The organism is Paenibacillus camelliae (assembly GCF_023715345.1).
GTDB lineage: Bacteria > Bacillota > Bacilli > Paenibacillales > Paenibacillaceae > Pristimantibacillus > Pristimantibacillus camelliae.
Map to the genome: position 1 here is coordinate 214778 of NZ_JAMBNY010000001.1, position 25845 is coordinate 240622.

24 protein-coding genes and 1 riboswitch are annotated in these 25845 nt (G+C 44.9%); of the genes, 4 read left to right on the top strand and 20 right to left on the bottom strand.

What is annotated here, in order from left to right:
• Window positions 1–46 precede the first annotated feature (46 nt).
• A complete protein-coding gene (locus tag M3180_RS01045) occupies window positions 47–649 on the top strand; it encodes a TetR/AcrR family transcriptional regulator (RefSeq protein ID WP_251665371.1) in 603 nt (200 codons plus the stop codon).
• 78 nt (window positions 650–727) lie between these two features.
• Here the strand turns inward: M3180_RS01045 and M3180_RS01050 are convergent, their stop codons facing one another.
• From M3180_RS01050 to M3180_RS01115, 14 genes are all read right to left on the bottom strand, one after another.
• Entirely contained in the window at window positions 728–1510 is a 783-nt protein-coding gene (locus tag M3180_RS01050) for an undecaprenyl-diphosphate phosphatase (RefSeq protein WP_251665372.1), read from the bottom strand.
• 65 nt (window positions 1511–1575) lie between these two features.
• Entirely contained in the window at window positions 1576–2895 is a 1320-nt protein-coding gene (locus tag M3180_RS01055; RefSeq protein WP_251665373.1) for a hemolysin family protein, read from the bottom strand.
• 89 nt (window positions 2896–2984) lie between these two features.
• Window positions 2985–4169 (bottom strand): DUF3900 domain-containing protein, encoded by a 1185-nt coding sequence (locus tag M3180_RS01060; RefSeq protein ID WP_251665374.1) that lies wholly within the window; start codon window positions 4167–4169, stop codon window positions 2985–2987.
• Window positions 4169–4450 (bottom strand): DUF1294 domain-containing protein, encoded by a 282-nt coding sequence (locus M3180_RS01065; RefSeq protein ID WP_251665375.1) that lies wholly within the window; start codon window positions 4448–4450, stop codon window positions 4169–4171. Before M3180_RS01065 ends, M3180_RS01060 begins: the two co-directional genes overlap by 1 nt.
• Window positions 4451–4578: 128 nt before the next feature.
• On the bottom strand, window positions 4579–6357 hold the full coding sequence (locus tag M3180_RS01070; RefSeq protein WP_251665376.1) for a stalk domain-containing protein: 1779 nt from the start codon (window positions 6355–6357) through the stop codon (window positions 4579–4581).
• A gap of 17 nt (window positions 6358–6374) precedes the next feature.
• Window positions 6375–7121 carry an adenosylcobinamide amidohydrolase gene (locus M3180_RS01075; protein WP_251665377.1) on the bottom strand — a complete coding sequence of 249 codons (747 nt, stop codon included), beginning with the start codon at window positions 7119–7121 and terminating at the stop codon, window positions 6375–6377.
• Complete coding sequence (locus tag M3180_RS01080; protein WP_251665378.1) at window positions 7105–8220, bottom strand: pyridoxal phosphate-dependent aminotransferase; 1116 nt, start codon at window positions 8218–8220, stop codon at window positions 7105–7107. The genes M3180_RS01075 and M3180_RS01080 overlap by 17 nt, the downstream gene beginning before the upstream one ends.
• A 106-nt stretch (window positions 8221–8326) precedes the next feature.
• Window positions 8327–9163: an adenosylcobinamide-GDP ribazoletransferase gene (gene cobS, locus M3180_RS01085; protein WP_251666327.1), complete on the bottom strand. Its 837-nt coding sequence runs from the start codon at window positions 9161–9163 to the stop codon at window positions 8327–8329.
• Window positions 9145–10140 (bottom strand): adenosylcobinamide-phosphate synthase CbiB, encoded by a 996-nt coding sequence (gene cbiB, locus M3180_RS01090; protein WP_251665379.1) that lies wholly within the window; start codon window positions 10138–10140, stop codon window positions 9145–9147. Before cbiB ends, cobS begins: the two co-directional genes overlap by 19 nt.
• Window positions 10137–10778, bottom strand: a complete 642-nt coding sequence (gene cobU / locus M3180_RS01095; protein WP_285855545.1) for a bifunctional adenosylcobinamide kinase/adenosylcobinamide-phosphate guanylyltransferase — start codon at window positions 10776–10778, stop codon at window positions 10137–10139. The genes cbiB and cobU overlap by 4 nt, the downstream gene beginning before the upstream one ends.
• Window positions 10779–10969: 191 nt before the next feature.
• Window positions 10970–12046 (bottom strand): nicotinate-nucleotide--dimethylbenzimidazole phosphoribosyltransferase, encoded by a 1077-nt coding sequence (gene cobT, locus M3180_RS01100; RefSeq protein ID WP_251665380.1) that lies wholly within the window; start codon window positions 12044–12046, stop codon window positions 10970–10972.
• 67 nt (window positions 12047–12113) lie between these two features.
• A complete protein-coding gene (locus M3180_RS01105; RefSeq protein ID WP_251665381.1) occupies window positions 12114–12935 on the bottom strand; it encodes an ABC transporter ATP-binding protein in 822 nt (273 codons plus the stop codon).
• The gene (locus M3180_RS01110) at window positions 12932–13975 is read right to left on the bottom strand and encodes a FecCD family ABC transporter permease (protein WP_251665382.1); all 1044 of its coding nucleotides are present in this window, start codon (window positions 13973–13975) and stop codon (window positions 12932–12934) included. Before M3180_RS01110 ends, M3180_RS01105 begins: the two co-directional genes overlap by 4 nt.
• 3 nt (window positions 13976–13978) lie before the next feature.
• A complete protein-coding gene (locus M3180_RS01115; protein WP_251665383.1) occupies window positions 13979–14989 on the bottom strand; it encodes an ABC transporter substrate-binding protein in 1011 nt (336 codons plus the stop codon).
• Between the two features lie 197 nt (window positions 14990–15186).
• A riboswitch (cobalamin riboswitch) is annotated at window positions 15187–15383 on the bottom strand.
• A 125-nt stretch (window positions 15384–15508) separates the two neighbouring features.
• Between M3180_RS01115 and M3180_RS01120 the strand changes: the two genes are divergently transcribed.
• The gene (locus M3180_RS01120) at window positions 15509–15949 is read left to right on the top strand and encodes a hypothetical protein (protein WP_251665384.1); all 441 of its coding nucleotides are present in this window, start codon (window positions 15509–15511) and stop codon (window positions 15947–15949) included.
• Window positions 15950–16053: 104 nt separating this feature from the next.
• Here M3180_RS01120 and M3180_RS01125 read toward each other — a convergent pair whose 3' ends face one another.
• The 3 genes from M3180_RS01125 to M3180_RS01135 form a co-directional block, all read right to left on the bottom strand.
• Entirely contained in the window at window positions 16054–17283 is a 1230-nt protein-coding gene (locus M3180_RS01125; protein ID WP_251665385.1) for a polysaccharide deacetylase family protein, read from the bottom strand.
• A gap of 189 nt (window positions 17284–17472) precedes the next feature.
• Window positions 17473–18717 (bottom strand): sensor histidine kinase, encoded by a 1245-nt coding sequence (locus tag M3180_RS01130; protein ID WP_251665386.1) that lies wholly within the window; start codon window positions 18715–18717, stop codon window positions 17473–17475.
• Window positions 18710–19429 carry a response regulator transcription factor gene (locus M3180_RS01135; RefSeq protein ID WP_251666329.1) on the bottom strand — a complete coding sequence of 240 codons (720 nt, stop codon included), beginning with the start codon at window positions 19427–19429 and terminating at the stop codon, window positions 18710–18712. The genes M3180_RS01130 and M3180_RS01135 overlap by 8 nt, the downstream gene beginning before the upstream one ends.
• 189 nt (window positions 19430–19618) lie before the next feature.
• Between M3180_RS01135 and M3180_RS01140 the strand changes: the two genes are divergently transcribed.
• Window positions 19619–20233 (top strand): hypothetical protein, encoded by a 615-nt coding sequence (locus M3180_RS01140; protein ID WP_251665387.1) that lies wholly within the window; start codon window positions 19619–19621, stop codon window positions 20231–20233.
• Between the two features lie 206 nt (window positions 20234–20439).
• On the opposite strand, the gene M3180_RS01145 is transcribed toward M3180_RS01140, so the two are convergent.
• On the bottom strand, window positions 20440–21738 hold the full coding sequence (locus M3180_RS01145) for an alpha-glucosidase/alpha-galactosidase (RefSeq protein ID WP_251665388.1): 1299 nt from the start codon (window positions 21736–21738) through the stop codon (window positions 20440–20442).
• A 148-nt stretch (window positions 21739–21886) separates the two neighbouring features.
• On the opposite strand from M3180_RS01145, the gene M3180_RS01150 reads away from it, so the two are divergent.
• Window positions 21887–22723 carry an AraC family transcriptional regulator gene (locus M3180_RS01150; protein WP_251665389.1) on the top strand — a complete coding sequence of 279 codons (837 nt, stop codon included), beginning with the start codon at window positions 21887–21889 and terminating at the stop codon, window positions 22721–22723.
• Between the two features lie 32 nt (window positions 22724–22755).
• On the opposite strand, the gene M3180_RS01155 is transcribed toward M3180_RS01150, so the two are convergent.
• On the bottom strand, window positions 22756–23436 hold the full coding sequence (locus M3180_RS01155) for a sulfite exporter TauE/SafE family protein (RefSeq protein ID WP_251665390.1): 681 nt from the start codon (window positions 23434–23436) through the stop codon (window positions 22756–22758).
• Window positions 23423–25684 (bottom strand): heavy metal translocating P-type ATPase, encoded by a 2262-nt coding sequence (locus tag M3180_RS01160; RefSeq protein ID WP_251665391.1) that lies wholly within the window; start codon window positions 25682–25684, stop codon window positions 23423–23425. The genes M3180_RS01155 and M3180_RS01160 overlap by 14 nt, the downstream gene beginning before the upstream one ends.
• Window positions 25685–25845: the final 161 nt, after the last annotated feature.

Consider the following 25845-nt stretch of genomic DNA (forward strand, 5'->3'; position numbering starts at 1 on the left):
AGATCAATCCTATAATTATGAAAATTTTATGAAAGGATATTGAATCATGAAGCAACCACAGAAACGAAGACCAGGAAGGCCTAGACTAGAGAACTCGGAAACGAAGATTAACATATTACGAACCGCCTCTATGCTCTTTATGGAGATTGGCTATGACAAAGTTTCATTAGAGCTCGTTGCGAAAAAAAGCAGCATTACGAAGGCAAGCGTATATTACTATTTCAGCAACAAATCTACTTTATTCACCGAATGCTTAACTTATGTAATGGGGATCGCCTTCAAAGCAACTGAAACGATATTGGGTTCTCCACTCCCTCTTAAGGAGCAACTTAAGCAAATCGCCTTAAAGCAAATGAGCAATGCGCATTTAGACTTTGAAACGATGATGCGAGATGCAGCCAAGGATTTAGATGAAGAGCAGACAGCACGCATCCGAGCTGCTGAAGGCAAGCTCGAGCAAGCACTCATCGGGGCCTTCAAGGAAGCGATTGCTCGTGGAGAGATTCGTTCAAGTCACCAGCCTATAGTATTGGCGCATTTGTTTACTGCAATACTAACGATGAAAAATCACTTAAATCTAAAGCCAATTCCACTCGAGGATATGGTCTCTCAAACGATAGATATATTCTGGGAGGGTGCGGCACTATAACCTGAATATCTGCAAAAAAGGCAACAGCGCTCGCTGTTGCCTTTTGTTTATACACATATGGTTAATACTGAGGGAGAATTATAAAAGGATAAAGAAAAAGACGATGGCAACTGCAAAACGGTAGTAGGCAAACCAGGATAGACGGAGCTTTTTCATCATATTTACGAACGTTACGACTGCAAGCATTCCGACAACGAACGACGCACAAAGTCCAATCAGAAAAAGCGGCAAATCCTCGCCGGTTAGCCCCGCTCGGTTATCGATTAGATCTAGCAGACTAGCTCCGCCCATAATCGGAACGGATACGATAAATGTAAATTCAGCAGCAGCCTTTTGACTTGTTCCAGCAAGTATTCCGCCCGATATCGTTGAGCCAGAACGTGAGAAGCCGGGCCATAGTGCTAAAATTTGAAAGCAGCCAATCATGAAGGCCTGTTTATATGTAATATCGTTAAGCTCCTCAGAGGTGACCGCTTTCTTGCTTCGTTCTGCAACAATCATTAATATTCCACCTAGCACAAGACCGATCAAAACAGTCTCAGGTCCAAACAAATATTGCTTAATGAAGGAATGAGCCAATACACCGATAACTCCTGCAGGCAGCATCGCGAGCAGCAAGTGAAGGATATTTATACCACTGCCTAGACGGAACGTCAGGATCTTCATGAAGGTTTTGAAGTATAGGACAAAGACAGCTAACACAGCGCCAAACTGAATAACAACCTCGAAGGTCTTCGCCCGCTCCCCTTCAAAGCTAAGTAAATGCGCTGTTAAAATTAAGTGTCCCGTTGATGACACAGGTAAAAACTCCGTTAAGCCTTCTACAATACCCATAATAATTGCAGATATTACATCAAACACGATCACACGCTCCTACTCTAATTTAGAATGAGAAAGAAACAAGCCGCACTTGTCCTTTCTCTATCCTATGCATGACCGAGCCCTGAAATTTCCTCATCTTGTGCATCAACAATAATTTCGACACTACGTATTCGATTTTCATCACGCTCACGAACGATAAAGGTTGCTGAATCGTAATCCCATGCCACATCCTGCTTCAGATTCGGCTGCAGCTGATAAAGCAAGCCGCCAATGGTATGAATTTCGCCACCTTCTAATTCCAAGCCTGTCATCTCGTTTACATCGGAAATTAATGCGCGACCTTCAACGAGAAAGCGTCTTTCATCAATTCGGTCAATTTCCATTTTTTCATCTGTATCGAATTCATCTCGAATTTCTCCAACGATTTCTTCGATAATATCCTCAATCGTAATAAGGCCTGCTGTACCGCCATATTCGTCCAGCAAAATTGCCATATGCGTCTGTTCACCTTGCATCCGCGTTAACAGCTTACGAATGGGTATCGTATCTGGGACAGACATCACTGGCTGCATCAGTACTCGAACATCCGGCTCTTCATCGTCGTGACTCATCACATGAAACAGAAAAGCCTTTGTATTCAATATCCCGATAATATTATCTTTGTCTCCGTGTGCGACTGGGAAGCGAGTATATCGCTCCTGCATAATGATATCGATCTTTTCTTGACGTGAGTTTTCAACAAATATACAGACCATATCTGTACGTGGAATCATAATGTCGCGAGCCAATCGCGTATCAAACTCAAATATTCGATTCATAAAGCCATATTCGCTGAAATTGATTTTCCCGCTCTCATATGAATCATTCAGTATTAGCTTAATTTCTTCTTCACTATGAGCTTCCGTTTCACCTACGTATTTATAGCCCATCATGCCTGCAAGTGCGTTAGCTGAACCGTTCAGTAACCAAATAAACGGATAGGCAATTTTATGAAACCAAATAATGTAAGGAGAAAGCTTGAGTGCTACCTGCTCTGATTTAACAATCGCTACCGTTTTAGGAGCAAGCTCACCAAGTACAACATGCAGATACGTAACTAATAAAAACGCGATTAAAAAAGAAATAACATCAGTAATGTCCTTTCTCATCGGTACATATTCGAATAACGGATGCAGCAATTTTGCTATCGTTGGCTCTCCTAGCCAACCAAGACCGAGTGCTGTTATCGTTATGCCTAGCTGGCAGGCCGACAAGTACCCGTCCAAATTTGTTGTTACTTCGTTTAAGGCCTTCGCATTTTTAACCTCTTCATCCATTAGCTGGTGAACACGACTTGGTCTAACACGAATAATTGAGAATTCGGTAGCAACAAAAAATGCAGTAAGTACTAATAGCAAGACGAAAAGAATAAGGTTCACGTACATTTGAAGAGCCCCTCTCAAGTCCAATATACCGACTTAGCGTTACCTCTTCCCCTATGAAATATTCATTCGCTTGCTACTACTCATGAGTACTACCAAGGTGGCGTGTCATCCTCACGAGCGACATTAGACCCTTCCATAGCATAAGCAGAGTCTTCATAGCGCTGACTGTCTGCACCTGGCTCCAGCATTGCATCAGGCACTTGCTTTAGACTCTTCGTGCCGATTACAGGCAGTAGCTCCTCTAGCTCCGGCGGTGATAACAGCTCAATCGGTGACATTCCCTTTTCGAACTGAATCGCATCCCCTTCAATGACAGCGACGTACCGACCATTATGCTTAGCTAGATGAACAGACAAGCCAAAGTCAGACAAGAGCCCCTTTACCGTCACGCTGCCTAGCTTAAAGCTCATCTGCAGATCTTCCTTCTGCTGAATCAGATTGTAGTTCGCCTCTTCAACTTGCTCTTGATTCCACCATTCCTGCAGCTCGCGCTTTTCGCTTGCTGCCCATACCTCAATCGCATTTTCCTGCTCTGCACGCTCAGTGCTCTCTGTGTCCTGCCATTTTGTTTCCATAAACTGATGAACCATCTCAACGACCTGCTCGCTCATCACCTCAGGAATTGGCTTTTCATAGCTCACATATTTGAGAAAATCCTCAAAGTAACGAGCATGTGACGCTTGATGAATTTTCAGCTCCCACCGTTCTAGCATTCCGTCCTGCTCCATATGCGGGTATTGAATGCTTTTGATGCTGCGAGCACTGATTGCCATCTCGACTTGTGAGATTAAGCTTTGCTCATCTGCGATACGCGCAATCTTCGGCTCAAAGTCACATTTCAATATAAAAAGGAAGGGTTCATCAAAAAATGTGTTTAACGTGGAAAGCGCTACGATAAATGCCCCGCCACGCACCGCTGAAGTATCAACATAAATCCGAATCAGCTCGTCACTAAGGCTATGGAATCTCTCCTTCGTGTCTGCCTCTCGAATTCGTTGAAACAAATTATAGTTTGGGTTGCTATCAAGCTCATAGCCAGGCTCGACAAGAAACATCCCTACCTTTGTCGGCGGGTTAGGTGTATTCGGGTGACGCTCTGCCTTGCGCTTCACAATTTTAATAAATTCTTCATCTAGAAACTGCTGTAATGCGCTGTCCTCGTATTCATCACCGTCCATCGTCTGGAAATGCTTGAACGATTTGAAGCTTCCTGCCCCCTTCTCCGTCTCCGATTGAATAACGAAAAAAGATAAAAATTGCATACGCAAATCCATTAAATTAACACTCCTGCGATTAAAATTACGATCAATATATGCACAGCAATAATGATAGGCAAGCCAATCTTAAATTTACGATGCTGTGTTTTATGGCGATGTGCTTGCATTCCTAGATATGCGCCAACTGCGCCCCCTAATATACTGAATAACATGAAATGCCGTTCTGGTATACGAGGCAGATTTTTTTTGGCAGCATCCTTGTCTTTTCCCATCATCCAATATAAATATATGTTCAAGAAAAGAATATATCCAAGTAGCCACATTAACGTATTGTCCATCCTATATCCCCCTTTTCAATTACTGAACACAATACATTCATTTTACTATAAGCATAGAGCAATTAGTAGACTAGCCTGCAAAAGAAAAGAGAGTCGCTTCTCGTGCGACTCTCTTTTCTTTTGCAGCATTATAGCTTGTTCACTCTTGAATCGAGCGGGTATAGGATAAGGTTGAGCGGGAATGATGAGCCAGCCGGTGGACTGAACTCTATCGTAACCTGCTCGTCTCCAGCTTTCGTTTTGGCAATCGTTACTAGCCCATCGAAGGGAGTTAATGCACCAGATGCAGGGACACGCACAAATTGACCATTGACCTTGAAGGCACCCTTGAACCGTCCGCCGCGTGCCATCACCATAATGGCCATATCGCCCGGCTCTTTAATCGTCATATGATAGACGACTCCATAATTTCCGTTTAAAGCTGTTGCTTCTCCGCGCTGCGGATCATACCCCTGTAGGAAAGGATCACTTTGTCCATCACCAATCACTACACGCTGGATTTGAGGTTTCTTAGCCTTACCAGTTTTACTAGGCTCTATCGTCCATGTAATATCTGATTGATGGAAGCTGCCGCGAACATGACGCTCGTACGCAAGCTTCGGTAAAGACAGTGAGGAGCGATCAATACTGCTTGCGGCTACGAAGGAAATAAGCAGCTCTCCTGTCGACACTACATCATACATCGTATTTATACCGTACCCATCTTGAAACGTAGGAAACTGGCGATAAATGATCGTTTCTCCCGGTGCGATCGTAAACGACTCCTGTGACTCGTTATACATTAGAAAGTCGATGACCGATTCACTACCGAGCAGCATCGCATATTTTGAAGGATATACTTCCCCTTGGTTCGTTGTGTTCAGTGAAATAGCTTTCGTCGTATTATTCGTTGCTAGGATGGCAAACTCCATCGCTTGACCTGAAGCGTTGACGTGATTGGCATACAATCTTGCTTTGCCATTGATGCTGTCCTCGTATAAAATACCTGGCTGCTTAATGTTCTCAGGACTGTCGCTTACAAGCAGCTTGCGGTCACTCGAGTAATGAACAGTTTTCTTTGCCTCGGGAATCGTTAATGCCGCTGCATTGAACAAGCTGTCGGTAGCTTTTACATAGCTCCCAGGCTTGCTCGTATATACGCTATACTCAAACTCATCAAACAGCACCTGATCGGTAACCGTGATCGTTCTTGTATACGGTTCACTACGATGACCATTGCGATCCATCGCAACAAGGGTTACCTCATGCTCACCTGCTGAGAAAAATGCATCTTGTTTGCCTGTCCAAGACAGCGACACGCTCTCCGAGTCCGGATCATAGCTTAGATTCGTGTACGTAATGGTTTCACCGATTGCATAGGATGACTTATCTACTGCAAACTTGGCGATTGGCGGCGAGCCTAGTCTATCATCTACATTCTCTTTAGCCTGTGGTATATAGGTTACCAGCACCTTCCGCTGTTCCGCTGAATAAGTATAGTTGGCCCCCATATAGTCGCATAGCCATGAAAGCTGCACCAGGATTCGACCGTTGATGATGCGCGCAATATGCTGGTTCGGCCTAGATTCGCCATTCACTATAATCGTGTCATGAGCCGTATCGAAAATAATATGGTCACGATCTGATATTAAAGTAACCTGCTTGGTTTCATTGCTATAAGTAACCTTTAACCCGAATGAATCTGCTAAAAATTTGGTTGGTACATACGATCTCCCTTGAATGACGGTAGCAGGAGAATCTAGCTTTACAAGCTCTCCATTGCGGTAGGCATCTTGCTCGTCTAAGTATAGGATGAGCTGCGTTGTCTTCGTTGCTGCAGCATGTGCAGCTCCTGGTGCAAGTATGATCAGGATAATCGCTGCGACGCAGCTCATAAGAGCTGCTTGTGCAATTATTGCTTTTTTCATTATATTCTCCTTGATGCTTAATCTTGTTGCTGGGTAGCTACGGCTGTGTAGATCGATTGATAGACTAGCCTTGCCAGCTGACAGCCTAACGTTGTCGCTGTGCCCGCATATTGATGCTCATGGCGGTATGTGGTTGCCTGACTTGCTGCTAAAAACATAGCGTCAGTTGTTGTACCCGTTGCGATGCGGTTCGTCTCTTTATCGATGATTTGAAGATCAGCTAGCGCAGAACACTTCGCTTCGGTGGCCGTCATCATAGCATTGACCATTGCAGCCTGACTCATTCTTCCATCAATCCAAATGAATACATTAATGGTCCCCGCATGATAGCCAGCATAGGTAAAACGGTTCATGCCTGCTCTTGCGGCGTTGGAGGTGCCAGCTGTCGCCATAACAAGTAGTGCAAAATCATCATCAGTCCATTCGCAGAATGCTGCATGTGTTAGCTTCGCAGCTGTCATGAAGCCGGCAGTATACTGCTCGCTAAGCTTCCCTTGCTGCAGCCATTGTACATAATCAAAGGCAGGAGTGTCGCTCGCATAATCCAACGGTACTCGCACATTAACTGCAGCTCTTGCGCTGCTGAAGCCTCCACCATACACTGCATTGCTGACTACATCCCAATGCTGATCACTTATCATTAGAATGGTTGGCTCCTCATAATATACATCCACATGCTCGATGCTGCTTGCACGAAAATGTGCCACACCGCTTCGGAACGGCTGAACAGCTTGTATGAGATCCTTATCATGACTTTGTGACATTTCGCTCATCCTTCCGATAATCCTTCAACACATCGGCAAGTGCACCCAGCATCATGTGATTACTCTTGCGTGATTTAATAGCTAGTCTAATATAGCGATCAGAAAGGCCACGAAATGTTGCAGCATCACGAATTAGAATGCCACGCGCGCCCATTAATTGCTGCAGCTGCTTACTATTAATATCGTAATGCTCACCTATACCGACTAGCATGTAGTTGGTAACTGTCGCATACGGCTTTAAGTGTAGCTGTTCAATGGCGTCTTTCATCCACGGGATTTCCTCCGCTAGCCAAGCTTTCGTCTGATCAGCAAATTCTGACTCAGAGAAGGCGATGCAGCCTAGCCTTTGAGCTAATGAATTCACACTCCATGGAACTTGAAGCTGCTTTAGCGCACGAATGGTTCGCTCATCACCCGCCATATAACCAAGCCGAATACCGGGGATTGAATAGAACTTCGTCATCGAGCGAATGACAAACAGACGATCATACCTTTCTAGCCACTGCATCATCGTTAATTGCTCTTCCTCAAGATGAAAGTCAATAAAGGCTTCATCGATGACAACCGTCGCACCTTCATCAAGCAGATAAAGAATGTATTCCATAGGAATAAGTGTTCCCGTTGGATTGTTCGGATAACCTAGCATGTATAGATCAGGACGCTTAGAAGCATGAACTTGCTGTAACTGCTCTAATGTAGGTATGAAGCCAAGCTGTTCACTTGTCTCGATATAGATGGGTTCACAGCCAGCCTTTACAATGGCTTGTTCATATTCCACGAAAGAAGGAATCAGCAGTGCAGCCTTCGCAGGCTGAAGCTGTCGAACGATAAGATCAATTAGCTCTGCAGCACCGTTTCCTACAACAATGCTCTCCTGCTTAAGCTTATGCTTATCAGCAATTGCTGCAACGAGCTCGCGCTGCACAGGATCTGGATAATGAACGATATGCTGCCAGTAATCCTCAATCGCTTGCTTAAAGGACTTAGGGGGGCCAAGTGGATTCATATTGGAGCTATAGTCAAGCAGCTCATCTACATTCTTCCCAAAAAGCTCCGAAGCAGATCTTAAATCTCCGCCATGACCGTATTTTTCAAGCATAGATATACCTCCTAGTAAATAAAAAAGTGCAGGATCAGCTTACCTGCACATTCGGAAATTTGTATAGCATCGTAATACGTTACAGTATCCTAACTTGATTTAATTGTCACAGAATACTGTAGATAAATATAACGACAAGAATGACATTCAGTGCTTCAACAATCTCATTCATCGCTCCGTACGTATCACCCGTTAAGCCACCAAGCTTCCGCTTTAGCCATTTGGCAATCAGCCAGCCGACTATCGCACTACATATTGGGATAAGCAGTGACAGCCATACATAATACAGATTACCACTAATCACGACAACATAGATCATTAATGCCATTAAGTATATGAACAACGAGATAGCTGTCGCCACACTGACATATTGAAGTTTAATGCCATTAAATAGTTGACCGAGTCCTCCTTCACGGGCTGGCTTCCAGCTTGAGATGCTAATGACCATCCACCAGCGGCTCCACATACTAGCAGCGCCTATCGCAAGCAGCAGCCATGCAATCCCTAGCTGCTGCTCTGCATGCTGCTCGAACAAATAATATAGCCCTGCAAACTTTATCAGTAATATGAAGCAAGCAGCAAGAACACCGTATGAGCCAACTCGGCTGTCCTTCATAATATCCAAAATTTGTTCGCGGCCTCTCCCGCTTAGCACGCCGTCTGCCGTATCCATTAATCCATCAAGATGTAGCCCTCCAGTAAGAAAAACCCATAGCAATAAGGTTAGCACTGCCGCAATCATCGGCGGTGCCGCAAAAGCTAGCAAGGCAGCTACTCCACTTATTATTACGCCGAGCACAACGCCTACAACTGGAAAAAAGATCACACTGCGTTGGAGTGTTTTTTTGTCGAAGGGAACTTCCACAGGTATAGGTATTCGGGTTAGAAATTGAAATGCTGCAATACAAGCATACACATATTCCTTCACTTGATCGCGTTCCATATGAGCCACGCTATCATCACCCCTGCCCACACTAGAATAGAAACACTATATAATATCACTACGGACTTCTTAATATGTGCTGCACGCAAAGCTTCGGTTCCCCAGCCCATAATTGCACGCTCCTGCCAAACACCGAAATATCGATTGCGGCCGCCCAGCTGTATACCGAGCGCACCTGCAACTGCTGATTCAGGAATCCCGCTATTCGGGCTTGGATGTCGACGAGCGAACGTAATCATCGACTTAACAGAGCCTCTTGCGTTGCAACCAGGTATAATGCAGCAAACGATTGCTATACATATGCCTGTCAAACGTGCTGGTACATAATTAAGTATATCATCTATAATTGCAGAGCACTTTCCAAAATACTCATATTTTTCATTACGATAGCCAACCATAGAGTCGAGTGTATTCGCCGCACGATAGCACATCACTAGCGGCGCCGCGCCAACCAATGCCCAAAAAATCGGAGAAATAAAAGCGTCTACGATATTTTCTGAGACAGTTTCCACAGCTGCTCTTGTGATCTCTGGCTCTTCCATAACCTCTTGATCTCTGCTGACGATATAGCCAATATATTTTCTTGCATCCGCTAGATTCCCCTCAACTAAAGGATGATAGACAAGCATAGCAGCATCCTTTAAGCCTTTAACTGCAATGGTAGTGGATATAAACCAAGTATTCACTGCATAGCCAAGCCAAGGATGAATCCACCAGCTGACGAAGCTCAAAAGCATTATTAAACCAGTACTAACGAGCAAGGTGCTCGCCGCAAGCAAGCTGCCTCGATATATTAGCGTTCGATTCGATTGATTGTCGGTCTTCTCCACTTTATAAAGCAAGCGTTCCACTCTCTTAATCCATCGTCCAATGAGGATCACTGGATGTGTAAACCACTTTGGGTCTCCAACGAGCCAATCAATAATGATCGCAGCAGCAATCATGAGACATATTTCCTCTAAGCTATAAAATATCATAGCTCATCCCACTGAAACGCGAAGCGCTTCAAATCAATAGGGATGCCTGCTGTAACAAGAAACGCTTGCTCACAATGACGGGCTACCGCTTGATTCAGTCGTCCTGCGGCATCACGATATTGGCGGCTTAGCGCATCCATCGGCACGATGCCGTCCCCTACCTCATTACTTACGATAATAAGTGGATATCGATATTCGCTAACCTCTCCCGCCAGTCTTTCAATCTCATGCTGCAGCATTGTCTCGCGATTAGCTTCTGCTTCAAGCGCAAAAAACCAATTGCTAAGCCATAGCGTCAAGCAATCAACAAGCACTACGCGCCTACTCATCTCATCGCTCGGTCTTGACCCCAGCTCGCGCAGCTTATCAGATAGTTGAAGCGGAACTTCGACTGTATCCCAATCGAAGCCACTACTGATTCGATCCGCTTGATGCTTTCGTATGCGCTCAGCCATCTCATCGTCTAGCGCTTCAGAGGTTGCAATATAGATACCACTGTCATGCTTTCTTGTCGCTAGCTGCTCTGCAAAATGACTTTTGCCGCTGCGTGCGCCTCCAGTTATAAATATCGCCACCGTATTCGTCCCTTCCTGCCCATCATACTTTATGCTGTTACATTGATCATCAATACTTCTCATTACTTTTCAAAAAATCCTGCTATAGCCCGCAACAGTTTAGTACAAATGGATTGATTCCTAGAATTGTTTATGTCATTAAATATAATACAACTGTCGTATTGACCAGTGACAATTAACGACATTAACTTTCAACATTTTCAACCGTTAATCATCTATAAATGACAATAAATTTTCAATTAAGACCCTTCACATTATTGGTCGTTGCGACCATCAATGCCAGCACTGGAGAATGTAGCCATTTCCTGCATAAGCTTAAGTGCCGCATCAATAAAATGAAAGCTCAAAACAGCTCCCGTTCCCTCTCCGACACGAAGATCAAGCTGAATGCAAGGTGTTAAGCCAAGCGAGGATAACGCATGACGATGTCCTTGCTCCTGTGATTGATGAGAAGCAAGCATATACGCTGTACTATTTTCCGCAATTGCTGCAGCGATAAGTGCTGCTGCTGTTGAAATATACCCATCAAGCACAACCGGACAACGCAGCTTTGCCGCACCAAGTATTACACCAACTAAGCCTGCAATCTCAATGCCGCCAATCTTGCTAAGTACATCAAGCGGATCGTTGCGCTTTGGCTCGTTTACTTGAATGGCCTGCTCGATTACTTTGATTTTATGAGCCAGCATATGGTCAGATATGCCTGTCCCTCTACCTGCGGCTTGCTCTGCGGAAAGACCTGTCATAACAGCAACAATCGCTGCACTTGGCGTCGTATTGCCGATGCCCATTTCTCCCGTAGCAAACATTCGTGAGCCTTTATTATACAGCTCCTCAACGAGCTCGATGCCAACTGCAATGCCTTGTATGGCCTCTGCTCTCGTCATCGCCGCACCCTTCGCCATATTGTGCGTGCCATACATTACTTTTCGAGACACAAGGTGTTCATGCTCCAGCTCTGCAGCTACTCCGATATCGACACAAACGACGTCTGCACCCGCTCCTCTAGCCAGTACATTGACTGCTGCGCCACCCTGTAAAAAATTATGTACCATTTGCGGTGTAACCGATTGAGGGAATGCACTTATTCCTTCGTCACACACGCCATGATCTCCTGCCATAATAATGACGGTGCGCTTAGATAGATCTGGCCACAGCTCCCCTGTCATAGCAGCAAGCTGTGCCGCGGTATGCTCCAGCTTGCCTAAGCTGCCTGGGGGCTTTGTCAGCTGATCGCTATGCTGCTGTGCAGCCTTAAAAGCATCCTTGTTGGGCGGTTTAATCGTTGATACGTATTGCAATAATTGTTGTTCGGTCCATGTCGTGTTCATTACATTCTCTCCTATATATTTCATGTTGAGTGATCATAACTTTAATAAGTATAGCTGGTTCTATAATCTAGGTATTCTGCTTATGATCACCTGCAAAGTACCTGTTAGTATTATCCTTATTCGGCTGCAGAAGCAGCTGAGGTACAGCTTGCTCTGGATGCGTAATAATTAACGTATTGGCATCATATAGCTCTGCTACATTAGGACTAGTTAATACCTCCACAGCTGATCCAGCAGCCAGTAAACTTCCGTTGCTTAGTGCAAGCAATTCGTCACAATATAATGCCGCAGCATTCAGATCATGCAGCACCGCAATAACGAGCAGCTGCTGGTTCTGCTGCCATTGCTGCACGAATTCCATAATCATCTGCTGATAGCCAATATCCAAATACGTCGTTGGCTCATCGAGCAATAGAATGTCTGGCTGCTGTACAAAAACCTTCGCCAAAGCGACACGCTGTCTCTCTCCGCCACTTAGCTGCTCCAGTGATCGATCAGCCAGTTTAGTTAACCCAGTTAAATATAATGCTTCCTCGACGATTCCCTTCCGATTATCCAAGTCACCGCCTAGCCAGCCTTGATATGGGAATCTCCCCATCTCTACGACCTCTCGTACTGTGAAGCCAAGTGCGGGAAGGCCTCCCTGCTGCAGCACGGCTATACGTCTAGCAAGCTGTTTGCGTGGTATTTGTCTTAGCGGTACATCATCCAATAGCACGATTCCGCTCAATGGAGCTCGTACACCTGCAAGCAGCTGCAAAAGCGTTGATTTGCCCGCTCCATTCGGACCAATAATTCCATAGAAATTCGATGGGCTGAAGCGGTAGCTAAACTGATCAAGCACGCTACGGTCACCATAGTGATACGAGAGCTGTTCTACCTTTATCATAGTGATTGAACACCGCCCTCCTTTTTATTACGCTTTACGAGTAAATAGGTAAAGATCGGAGCACCAATTAATGCCGTTACAACACCAAGCGGCAAATCCTTCGGACTTAGAACAAGTCTTGCAACGGTGTCAGCCATGATCATATAGATCGCACCGCCAATCGCCGACAATGGGACAAGCAGTCGGTAGTCTGGTCCTACCATTAATCGCAGCAAATGAGGAACGACGAGGCCAACAAAGCCAATTACTCCTGAAACAGATACAGCAGCAGCCGTTAACAGCGTACAGATCATCAGCATCACAAATTTGCTTCGTTCAACCTGCACTCCGAGATACGCTGCTTCTCGTTCTCCAAGCGCTAACAAATTCAATATCCGACTGTACATCATCATTATCGGCAGTGATACAACAACGAATGGAATAAGCAAATAGACATGCTCCCAGCTCTTCATCGCTATCGATCCCATAATCCAGAACAGAATTTCGTTGACGACACCATCAGACAAAGACACCATTAACGAAACGAATGAACCTAAGAAGGATTGTATAATGACACCAGCAAGCACTAATGTCTGTATCTGCATTGAGCCCTTATGACGTGCGAGCATAATGACGCCAATAATCGTTATCATACCAGTAACAAAGGCTACAAACGGAATCGTCCATAAGCCAAGAAGCATCTGATAGCCCATTAATATTATAAATGCTGCACCAACCGAGCTGCCCGATGCAACACCAAGTGTATAGGGGTCAGCGAGCGGATTGCGAAGAACACCTTGAAAACCAACTCCAGCTAGTGCAAGCGACGCTCCGACTAGAGCACCTAAAAGCACGCGTGATAAGCGTATTTGTGTTACGATAGCAATCTCACCAGCGCTGTACATCGTGCTTGCTCCATCATTAAACGGCAAGCTCAGCCATAGAATATGCCATACATCAACCATCGACATGCCAGATGAGCCTAGGGAAAGCGCGACGAAGATTGTTACGAAAAGAAGGAGCATTGCTGCTCCTCCGTATATCATCAATTTTCTTTTCATAGATTAGTTAAACAGCTCCGGATGAATAGCAGCAGCAATATCCTGTAAGCCGTCGACTAAGCGCGGACCTACTCGAACAAGTGGATCGTTATTAACCATTACTAAGCGATCATTCTTCACTGCATCAACCACATCCCAGCCAGGTCGACTCATAATACCTGCTAGAATTGAGCTTTGCTCCTCTCCAAAATCAGGGAATATAATAACATCAGGATTTTTTGCAATAATGGCTTCTCCGTCAATTTCATACCAGCCTGGCTGTTCAGCAGCAATATTGATACCACCAGCAATCGTTACAAGATCGTCAAGAAAAGTCGCGTTGCCTACAGTCCAGCCTGGTGAAAACTCTAAGTATACGTTGCGTTTATCAGCATCTGCAACCTTTGCTTGAATATCAGCCTTAACCTGCTTCATATGGTCGGCTACAGCCTGTGCTTCTGCTTGCTTATTTAATAATACCCCTACCTGTTCGATATGAGCAACTGTTTCATCATAAGTAACAGGGTTGGAGGAATAGACCGTAATTCCAAGCTCTCTAAGCTTTCCAATCGCTTCTGTATTCATGCCATCGTTTGCTAACACAAGGTCAGGATTAAGGGCAACGACCGCCTCAATGTTCGTACTCATATCGCCAACTTTTGCGATATTTGCCGTTTCCTCTGGGTAGTTGCTAAATTCATCAACGCCGACAACGATGTCCCCAGCACCTACTGCAAATGCAATTTCTGTCTCACTTGGAACTAGCGATACAATGGCTTCCGGCTGCTGCTCAATGACAACCTCTTGACCCGTAATATCTGTAACCGTTAGTGGGTAAGCCGTTGCTTGATCAGCATCTTCAGCTGCATCTTCTTCCGCTGCTTGCTCGTTCGAGCTTGCAGTGTCTTCCGTTTGAGTATTGACGTTTGATGAATTATTCTCTGTAGCATTATTATCGTTGCCACATGCTGAAAGCAACAGCACCATACATAATAATAACGTAACCCATTGTAGCAATGTCTTCTTTTGTAGCATCTTCTCTTCTCCTCTGCTTCTCTTACTCTACGTATTTCAACACAACAATCTTCCCCTTTGTTTATGCACTACTACTGGTGCATTTAAACAAAAAAAGCGCCTCCATGTTGGAGACACTGCGAACCAACCATTTCGCTCGAAATGATTGCAACTAGCTGCCCAACACCTCCTAAATCCTCGTAGGATATGCTTGTACCAACTTAGGCAGGTCTCCTGACTTCGATGTTCAGCTCAGCAGCCTTCCCAGCTTTCGCCAGTGGCTTCTTGCTTCGCCTGATACGTTCGTATCCATCTTTACAGTGGCGGGTCCGTGCCGGAATTACACCGGCTTCCCTTTTCATCTATACTGTGTCTACCTGAAAACAAGTGAAACACTATAGCATAGAACCTAAGTCTAATATGAAATTGTACTATATAACTATACACATTCCATTTGTTGCTGTCTATGGAGGAATACTGAACAAGTTCATGCGCATATAGCTAATGTTGACAATTGTTCGACAAAAGGGGGATCTATATATGGAAAACACCCGTCGCAAGACATCTCCTCTGCTTATCCTGCTTGCGCTCATCTTAGCTATCGGTGTCCTCTACTCATGGTCCGCCCGTTCGAATGACACCGCAGTATTCGCTGAAGCTTCAGATCATATTACTATAGGGGATATTGATATTGACCTTGTTTCAACTACCTCGACGCACTATGCGCTTCAAGAAAGTGAGTTTATGCTGCAAATCACTTCAGCAACTCAGGTAGAGCTCATTGATCCTGTCATAAAGCTCGAAATGCTGCACATGGATTGTGGCATCGTATCATCGAGTTTGTCTGCTGACTCTGATACCAGTTATCGTGTAGCAGCAGCTCCTTTAATGCCTGGCAAGTGGGTAGCTACTGCCAGCTTTCAGCTTGAGGGTCAACCAGATGAGATACTGCAGCTTTACTATCCGTTCGAGGTGCTTTAATCCTCTTCATCAGTCGTGCTTACAACGCTTGTTCATCGATAAAATAAGAAGCAAGCCATGATTGATTGACCAATCATGGCTTGCTTCTATATGATGGTACCTTGCTACTTTGTCAACATCACCGTTCTCGTTTCCTTATCAAAGCCAATGAATAGACCTAGCGCGTTGCTCACCTCACGCAATGGATATAGGGCCGGGTAATTTCCGTCAGGCTTAATGATGCTAGTAAACGTTACAAGCTTACCGTTAAGAAGCATCGTGTGGTCGGTAATTTCAACTGGCTTCGGTTTAAGTACTGATAGCAGCTGTTCTGCCGTTTGATCGGAGCGCCCTGCATTGATACGATAGCCTAGCTTATCGTCTGCCGTATTCATACCAGCCTGTATCGTAAAGGCTGTACGAATATCGAGGCTATCAATGATATTCAGCAGACGTTCATTGTATGCACCGTACGGGAAGGCGATGACCGATAGCGTATTACCTAGCTCCTCCTGCAGTCGCTGCTCAGCCTTGCTTAGATCATCCGTAACTCTTGCGATATACTCTTCGTCAGTTTCCATTCGATCATCTTCAGCTCTATAGAGATTGCTTATCGTTACAGGAAGCTCAATGCCTTCTCCATTCACTGCCCCAAAGGCATGCATGTCGTACGTATGATTGTGGAAAGCGATGTCTTGCTCCTTCATCTCTCGCATCTGCTCCCAGCTTAGCTTTTTTATTCCTGGAAGGCTCGGATCATCAACGCCAGACACGATTACAAAATTAACCGCAGCGTATCCGAATTCCTTCAGTATAGGAAACGCGTACGTATAGAAGTTCTCATAGCCATCATCGAATGTAATTAATACAGCATTGTCAGGTACCTCCGCAGCTTCATGAATAAATGCATCATACTGTTCAATTGATATAGGTGTGAAGCCTTCCTCCTTCAGCCACTGCATATGCTCGCGGAATTGTTTCGCTGAGATGATGCTGGCATCGGTCGGCTCCTCCATAATGGCATGGTACATCAACACTGCCACCTGATTACGATAATAAACGCCCATATCTAACTCCTCTAATTGTTCCGCATCAGGCTGAAGCCCACTCTCATCGTTCTCATTAGTCACTTTCGGCTTCTCTATGCTCGCTCCAAGTGTTTCTGTTATAAATGAAGCGGGTACATACATCGTATTCTTTTTTTCTACTAAGCCGGAGTTTTCAATTTCTACCCCATTTAATAATAAGGTTGGTTCAACTGCTGCAGTTGTTGCTGTGATGCTTGAACATGCAGCTGCGAATGTAAGCATTGTAAAAAGTATTAGTACTTTCAATGAATGAGATAATGTCTTCAACGATAACGCCTCCATATTGTTTTAGTTCTTGCTCAGTATAGCGAGCAAAACTTAATATCGAAGGCTAGAAATGCTTAACATTTCCTTAAGAAATCCACATATTTTCTAAACAATGTGCGACTACACAAACAAAAAGATGACTCTAACAGAATCAGAGTCATCTTGTAGGCGTATCGTATTCGTATTCATTTAATCTTCTGTTCCATAATGCTTCTCTACATAAAGTGGAAAGCTCAACAGGAAGGCGGTACGATGCGTATCACTTTCCGCTCGTATCGTGCCCTCGTGTAGCTCGACAACGCTTCTCGCTATCGCTAGCCCAAGCCCTGTGCCACCTGTTTCTAGCGATCTAGACTTATCCAATCGATAGAATCGATCGAAGATAAATGGTAAATCCGTTGCAGGTATCGGGTTTCCATAATTAGCAATCGTCACGACAGCGTGCGTCTCGTCAGCTCGGAGCGTTACATCGACGTACTTCCCATCCTTCCCGTATTGCATTGCGTTATGAATAATATTAGCAAAGGCTCGTACAAGCAATGCACCATCCGCAGTAATGATTACCCGCTGCTTCTCAATCATTAAACGACCCATAAGCCCAGCCTTCTGCAAGGAAGGTTCATATTCCTCCATTAGCTGGTGGAGGAAATCGTCAAGTGCCAACGGCTCCCGTGCTAGCGGCATCCCGTTATTCATTCGTGTATATTCAAACAAATCATCAATAAGATGCTTCAAATGCTCAGCCTTACTGTACGCTATGTCGACATAATGCATCATCTCTACCTCGTCACGGTAATGCTCATCCTTAATGACCTCCAAAAAACCTAAAATGGAGGTCAAAGGCGTCCGTAAGTCATGAGAAACGCCGGTGATCAAGTCATTTTTACTTTGCTCGGTTCTGCGCTCCTCTTCCATGAGCTGTTTAAGCTGCTGTGCCATAAGATTAATATTTAGAGCTACTTCACCGAGCTTATGATTCTCATTTACAGGTATCGTATGCTCCAGCTTTCCTTCAGCAATGAATCGCAAACCATCAACGATTTCATTAATGTATCGATTCAGCACATCTGCTGCTTCGTGAACATGTTGAGAGATAACGGCGATTTCATCATAGGAAGCATGCATAGCTTTAAGCTGAAAGTCACCTTTGCTCATTTGCTTAAGATCAGCCTGCACCTGTAGCAATTGTGTAATGACCGAACGGGTAAATAAAATATAGCAGGTGATAAAGAGTGATCCGCCAATTATGCATAATATAACGGTGGAGCCAAGTGTATTGATCCCCCATTTAATAGGTCCGCTGAACGGCTCTCTATCAATTAAGCTTGAAGCAAGCGTAGCCGTTATAAACAACACAATACCCGTTATGAGGGCACTTAACAGCATCGCTAGCAGCAGCTTCCAACGTACCGAGAATATCCAGCGCTTAGTCATCTTCGCTCACCTGCATATCACCTTTAAGCTTATATCCTATGCCCCATACGGTCTGTATGTAGCGCGGCTTTTGCGGATCAGCCTCCAGCTTTTCTCTAAGCTTGCGGATATGTACCATCACTGTATTTTTCGATTCCATAAAGGGATCCTGCCAGACATGCTCATAGATTTGATCCATACTAAGCACCTTTCCAGCATGCTGAGCAAGCAATAACAATATGGCAAATTCACGCGGCGTAAGCTTGACGACCTCATCATCAATCGTTACAACGTGGGAAGCGCGATTAATGACTAATTGATCGATACGAATTTCATCCTCATTATTTTTTCTCGCTGTCTGGAAGTGATTAACGCGTCGCAATTGCGCCTTAATTCTCGCGACAAGCTCCAGAGGACTGAATGGCTTCGTTACATAATCATCTGCACCAACACTAAGTCCTGAAATTTTATCAATATCTTGACTTTTTGCCGACAGCATAATGATTGGTATATGGTTCTTCTCGCGAATTCGCATACATGCCTCGATCCCGTCCATCTTTGGCATCATCACATCCAGCACAATGAGATCTACTACATTTCTCTCGAGCTGCTCCAATGCCTCAAGCCCGTTGCTCGCCTTAAGCAGCTTATAGTTTTCATTCTTAAAGTATATTTCCATTAGCTTAATAATCTCGTATTCATCGTCAACCATCAGTATTGTAGCAACGGCCATCATTAAACCTCACTTCATCTCATCTAAATTATTTCTAGCAGACTATCAATAATAGTTTATAGATTTTGTCGAGAACTGGCAAATTTATGTATAATTATTCGTAAGTAACGAATCAGTTTCATAATAATCATTTCACCCATACGAGCGAACATGGTAGAATGTGTTTAGGGAAGGAGGCAAACCTATCTAATGACAACAGACGTGAATGAAAACCAAGACAAGAAAATCGAAGAAGCTAAAAAGCTGATCTCAACGATCTACTCTCGATCACTTAAAATGCTGCAATTGGAATTTGAAAGCTTCCAAGTTGAGGGAAGAATTATGAATCATCCAGGCTTTGGCCCATTGTTTGCCTATCAGCTAAAGGATAATGATTCGGATAAGCAGTACGCTTGTGGATTCTTAATGAATGAAATGCTGGAAAAGCATAAGGATGCCGCTCGCGCACAGCAATGGCTTGCTTCCTTTTTTATCGATATGATCGATGAGCAGGTCAGCAAACCGCTGCCTACACCGCCACAAAGCCAAGAGGAAAGTAAAAAGCTGTTTGATCAGCAGATTATGCCTCATTGCGCCTCATCCGTCCGTGAAGAATTCAATACGGAAAAGCTATATATTAATATTAGCGTGCATGAAAAGGTTGGACCTGTGCTTGAAGCGGGCTTTCCTTCGATCAAGGATGGCAACAACGTGTGCGCAATGCCGATTCAATATTTGTTGACACTGTATTTGTTGAATCGTGATCCGGCAGAGCCGCTCGTTAACGGACTATATCTTATACGTGAGCAGCATGGGTTAGATTAATCACTTTCGCGACTCATCCGTTGTACATGCTGTCAGTCACAGCTTGTACGCTTTAGTTCTTGCATATGCTTTATCAAGCTCAAACGAGCAACTAGCAAAATGTCATTGCAATAAAAAAGCGCTAGCTGTAAGCAATTAGGGAGTTCATCACTATCCCGTGCTTTGAGCTTGCGCTTTTTTTGTTGATAAACATGAATCCAGCCTGCTTATTGATACTTAGGCAGCCAGCTTCCATGCGCTTCAATTAATTCATCACATAACGCCACAATATCATCCATTGACAGCTCAGCAGACGTATGTGGATCTAGCAGAGCAGCATGATAGATATGCTCTTTTTTCAGTGTCATCGCTGCTTCAATCGTAAGCAGCTGCGTATTAATGTTCGTACGATTCAATGCAGCTAACTGTGGAGGCAAATCCCCAACATAGGTTGGATGTACGCCATTGGCGTCAACTAAACATGGAACCTCTACACATGCTTCCTTCGGCAGGTTCGTAATAAGACCTGTGTTCATCACATTACCACCAATTTTAAATGGCCTATCATTCTCGATCGCATCAAAAATGTAGGAAGCATACTCATGCGTACGCTCGTGCCCTAGACTTGCTGATGCCATAATCTCATCCCGCTTACGCTGCCAATCCTCGATTTGCGCAATGCAGCGGCGAGGGTACTCATCGAGCGGGATATTAAAACGATCAATGAGCTCTGGATACTTTGATTTAATAAAGTATGGGTGGTACTCCGCGTTATGCTCGCTTGATTCGGTTACATAATAGCCGAACTTGTCCATAAGCTCGAAGCGTACCATATCATAATGCTTTTCCTTTTGCTTTTCTTTGGCAAGCGCTTTAATTGTAGGGTATAGATCCTGCCCATCCTTCGTAATTTCCAGCAGCCATGCCATATGATTAATTCCAGCGATTTTTGACTTCACTCCGTTATTTTCAATGCCGAGATGAGATAACAGATCCTTCACGCATACTTGTACACTATGACATAAGCCAACTGTATTGACCCCGCCATACGTGTTCATCACATTCGTTAGCACCGCCATAGGATTCGTGTAGTTAATGAACAACGCATCTGGACACACCTCTTGAATATCCCTAGCAAAATCAAGCATAACAGGAATCGTTCGCAGGTTGCGAAATATTCCGCCGATCCCTACCGTATCGGCAATCGTTTGACGTAAGCCGTATTTTTTAGGAATCTCAAAATCTGTAATCGTACAAGGATCGTAGCCACCTACCTGAATCGCATTGACGACATATTTGGCACCACGCAGCGCCTCTTTACGATCAGCATAGGCGACAATTCGGCAGCTGCTGCCGACCGTTTCCTTCACGTTGTTCAGGATAAGCTCTGATTCCTTAAGTCGAACAGGATCAATATCAAAAATTGCCAATTCAAACTGCTGCAAGGACGGCACAAGCATACAATCACCTAGTACATTTTTTGCAAAGATAGTACTACCTGCACCTAGGAATGTAATTTTGGACACGTATCATCTCTCCTTCTCAAGCTCTTGATTTACTTGAATTTATTAAGATCGAACACTTATAATATACTTGCTCACAAGCTATAAGCCTATAGATAATTACAAGCAAATTCATGGACAAATGTTGCATTATATTGAGAGGAGAGCAACGATGTCAGAAAAACTAGAGTATATTGCGATTCATACCTCGTTCGATCCTCAGGTCGATGAGATCTTGTTCGCAGGACAATCACAAACGGATCCACTGCACTATATGGGACCGCTTATTCATTCTCATTATATTGTTCACTATGTTATCTCGGGCAAAGGCAGCGTAACGATGCGAGGCGTTACCTATCAGCTCTCAGAGGGGGATAGCTTTTTTATCTTTCCAGATGAATCTGTACGTTATCAAGCCGATCAAGACGAGCCTTGGCGCTACTGCTGGGTTGGCTTTAGAGGAAGCCGCTTCAAGCCTATGCTGCAGGCGTGTCGCATTACAGCTGAGCAGCCCATTATACGAAGCATCCCCTTTACGGAGGTGAGCGAGTATTTCGAGCAAATTCGTCAGCAGCTTGCAGTGGGCAGCCTGCCTGCTGCATTGCAAGCTTCAGCTCATCTGCAGCTGTTGCTAGCTCGTTACAGCGAGGAAAGAGAGCAGCAGCTCCCGATGCGTTCACGCAAATCACCAGCTCAGCTCGCTATCGATGAGGTGGTTGCTTACATAGATTTTAATTATCCGCTTCCTCTAACAATTACGGAGCTAGCTGAACGAGCAGGCTATCATCGCAGTCATTTATCGAAGCTTTTTAGACAGATACACGGTATGTCACCGCTAGCGTATCTCATCAAAGTAAGGCTAGAGCAAGCCCAGCTGCTGCTTGCTCAGCAAATTCCCGTCCACCAGGCAGCACAGGCTGTTGGCTTTCATGATGCACTATACTTTTCCAAATTGTTTAAGCGCCAGGTCGGTATGACCCCATCACAATATCAGGCTGCCCATCAATAAGGACGTTAGCATACTAATAAGATTAATTCCGATTACCAAAGCCAATGATGGATCGATGGAATCACGTGGTTGGCAGCCAAGCCTTTCATTATCGCTAATATGCCTATAATAATGGCTGCCCCATTACCGATCCTAAACATCACTCTGCGCCACTGCTTCGTTGCGATTGCAGAGATCGATGCGGTCAGCGCAAGTGCTGGCAATGTGCCTAGTGAAAAAACGAGCATCGTCAGTCCACCTGCATACCATGTGCCGGTTGAAGCTGCCTGCATTCCCATAGCATACGTTAAGCCACAAGGCAAAAATCCAAATGCGATACCTGTCATTAATATGTATACTCGCTCACCGCCGCGAAGGTATTTAACGACCTTAATTAATCTTGCATGTACATGAGCTGAGACCGTCTCCAGCTGAGGGATCTGAATCTTTCGCCATACCCACAGCAGCAGCATACAGCCACCAACGATCGAAGCTACCCCCTTAATCCCGCTCCAGTCTCCTGCCACCTCAATAAAGCTGCCAATGATGCCTAGCACGATGCCAAACAACGTATACGAGAAGCCGCGTCCAATGTGATATAGCAGATTCGTCTTCAGGGCTGATAGCTTCGATTGCAGCGTAACCGCTGTTATGATACCGCCGCACATGCCGATACAATGCGCAGCACTCATTAAACCAGTAACGAACACGAGAATGAGACTACTTAATGTCATGCTCAGATCCCTCCACCTTATTCAAGCGAGGATGCAGCAGCAATGCATTAAACACAACGCATAGGGAGCTGAGAGACATCGCAACGCCAGCCATCCATGGCTTAAGATAGCCTAATGCAGCAACGGGCAGCATGAGGCAGTTATACATCAAAGCAAAGAGCAGATTCTGCTTTATATTTTTTACAGTAAGGCGACTCATTTGAATCGATACAGGAATGCTCGTCAGCTTTGAATGCAGCAAGGTCATATGTCCAGCATGCAGCGCAGCCTCCGTGCCGTTACTCATCGCAATACCGATATGTGCGCCTGCTAGTGCTGGTGCATCGTTCCAGCCATCCCCTACCATGGCTACAACACGATTGCGCTCCTGCTTCTGCTTTATTAACTCGAGCTTTTGATCGGGGAGCAAATTAGCATGCATATGTGCGATGCCCGTTTCTTGACCAATACGGTAAGCAGAGCCCTCATGATCGCCAGTCGCCATGCTCACATCAATCTTCATTCTTTTCAGAGCATTGATTGCCGGGATCGTTGTACTTTTAATCTGATCGGACAAGCCAATCAGTCCAATGCACCGGTCATCCTCATAGATATAGCATAGCGTCTCTCCGAGCTTAAAGCGTTCCTTAGCGATGATCGATACATAGGGAGCTAGCACCTTCCCTTCAAGCTTTAACAAGCGCTCATTCCCTACCATATATCGATGCTCTCCGATTATCCCTACAACGCCATGTCCGAGCTTATGCTCAGCGTCGCTCACCTCGTACAATTTAACGTTTAGCTCTTCTCCGTAGCTCCTTATCGCTTGCGCAATAGGATGTTCAGCATATTGCTCTAATGCTGCTGCGATCGCGATCATTCTTTGCTTTGAATAATAGAAGCTATGCACGAATCCAACACTTAATCTGCCCTCCGTCAACGTACCTGTCTTATCGAACATGACCTCTGCTACATGATGCAGTCGCTCTATAATGCTAGCGTCCTTCACAATGACGCCATGCTTCACTAGACGACCGCTTGCGATCGCAAGTGAGATCGGTGCGGCTAAGCCGAGTGCGCAAGGACACGCAACGAGTAGAACAGCAAGGGCACTTAATACAGCAGTCGCTTCGCTTGCGCCAAGCAGTATCCACATCGCCGCAGTGCTAACAGCTAGTACGACAATGATGGGAACAAACCACCGCACGACTTGATCCACCTGACGCTGTATATTAGTTTTCGAGCGTTGACCTTGCTTAACCAGCTCACGAATCCGCTGCAGCAAGGTGTCATTACCCGCTGTTATTGCTTGAATCACTAAAGCACCTTGACTAATTGTCGTACCTGCCCAAACCTTATCACCAGCTGATTTGCTTATTAGCTGCTGCTCACCTGTGAGCAGCGATTCATCTATATAAGCCTCACCTGCAAGAATCATTCCGTCGACTCCAACAATATCTCCCTCTGATTGTCGAACACGATCACCAGCGACAATATAAGCCGGACGCAGCGGGAATATATGTCCATCACGGTCCACCATTACCTCATGTATCTGAAGCTGTGCAAAGGGCTCATGCTGCTCCTGCAGCCTTAGCGTAGCTGAAAGCTCAATATATTTACCAAGCAATACAACGGTTATGACAACGGCTGACGTCTCAAAATACAGTGAAGGCTGATCGAACCTCGCATAATGCAGCAAACCATCCAATCCATTGGCAAACACCTCGTAATGACTATAGATATAAGCTGCCGAAGTACCAATCACAACGAGCACATCCATATTAGCTAGCTTCTCTCGAATGGCATGATAGGCACTAATATAGAAGGGTAAGCCGATAAAAAATTGAACACAGGTCGCTAATAGCAGCTGCAGCCAAGGGGCAAATAGCCAATCAGGAAATAACGTCAATAAAGGACTCAGCATCGGTATATGCTCGGCCATCGAACACAATAGCGGTAAGGTAAAGATGATCGCAAGAATCAGACGCTTTTGAAGCATCTTTTTCTCCTGCTTCATCTCATCAATTGCTGCTGTATATGGCTTTGCTTGAAATCCAAGCGATATAATTTTTGCTATAATTTGACCTAGCTCTAGCTTAGCTGGATCACCCTTTATCCATGCAGTACGCAGCGGATAGCTTACTGCTACCTGCTCCACATCCTGCAGCTTCGATAAGCTACGCTCGATTCTAGTCGCGCATGCCGAACAGCTCATCCCACTAACGGAGAGCACCAGCTCGTTTTCATTCCATTCATTTTGCTGCTGCATATTAACCCTCCTTTACTTCCGAACGAACAAGGATCATTTACTTATATGCGCTAGGACGGCTTGCTAGTCCACATTTACATAGGTAGCGGACATAAATTGCAATAAAAAAAGCAGGAGCTCTAAGAAAAGAGCTTCTGCTTTTTACTTTTGATCACGACCAG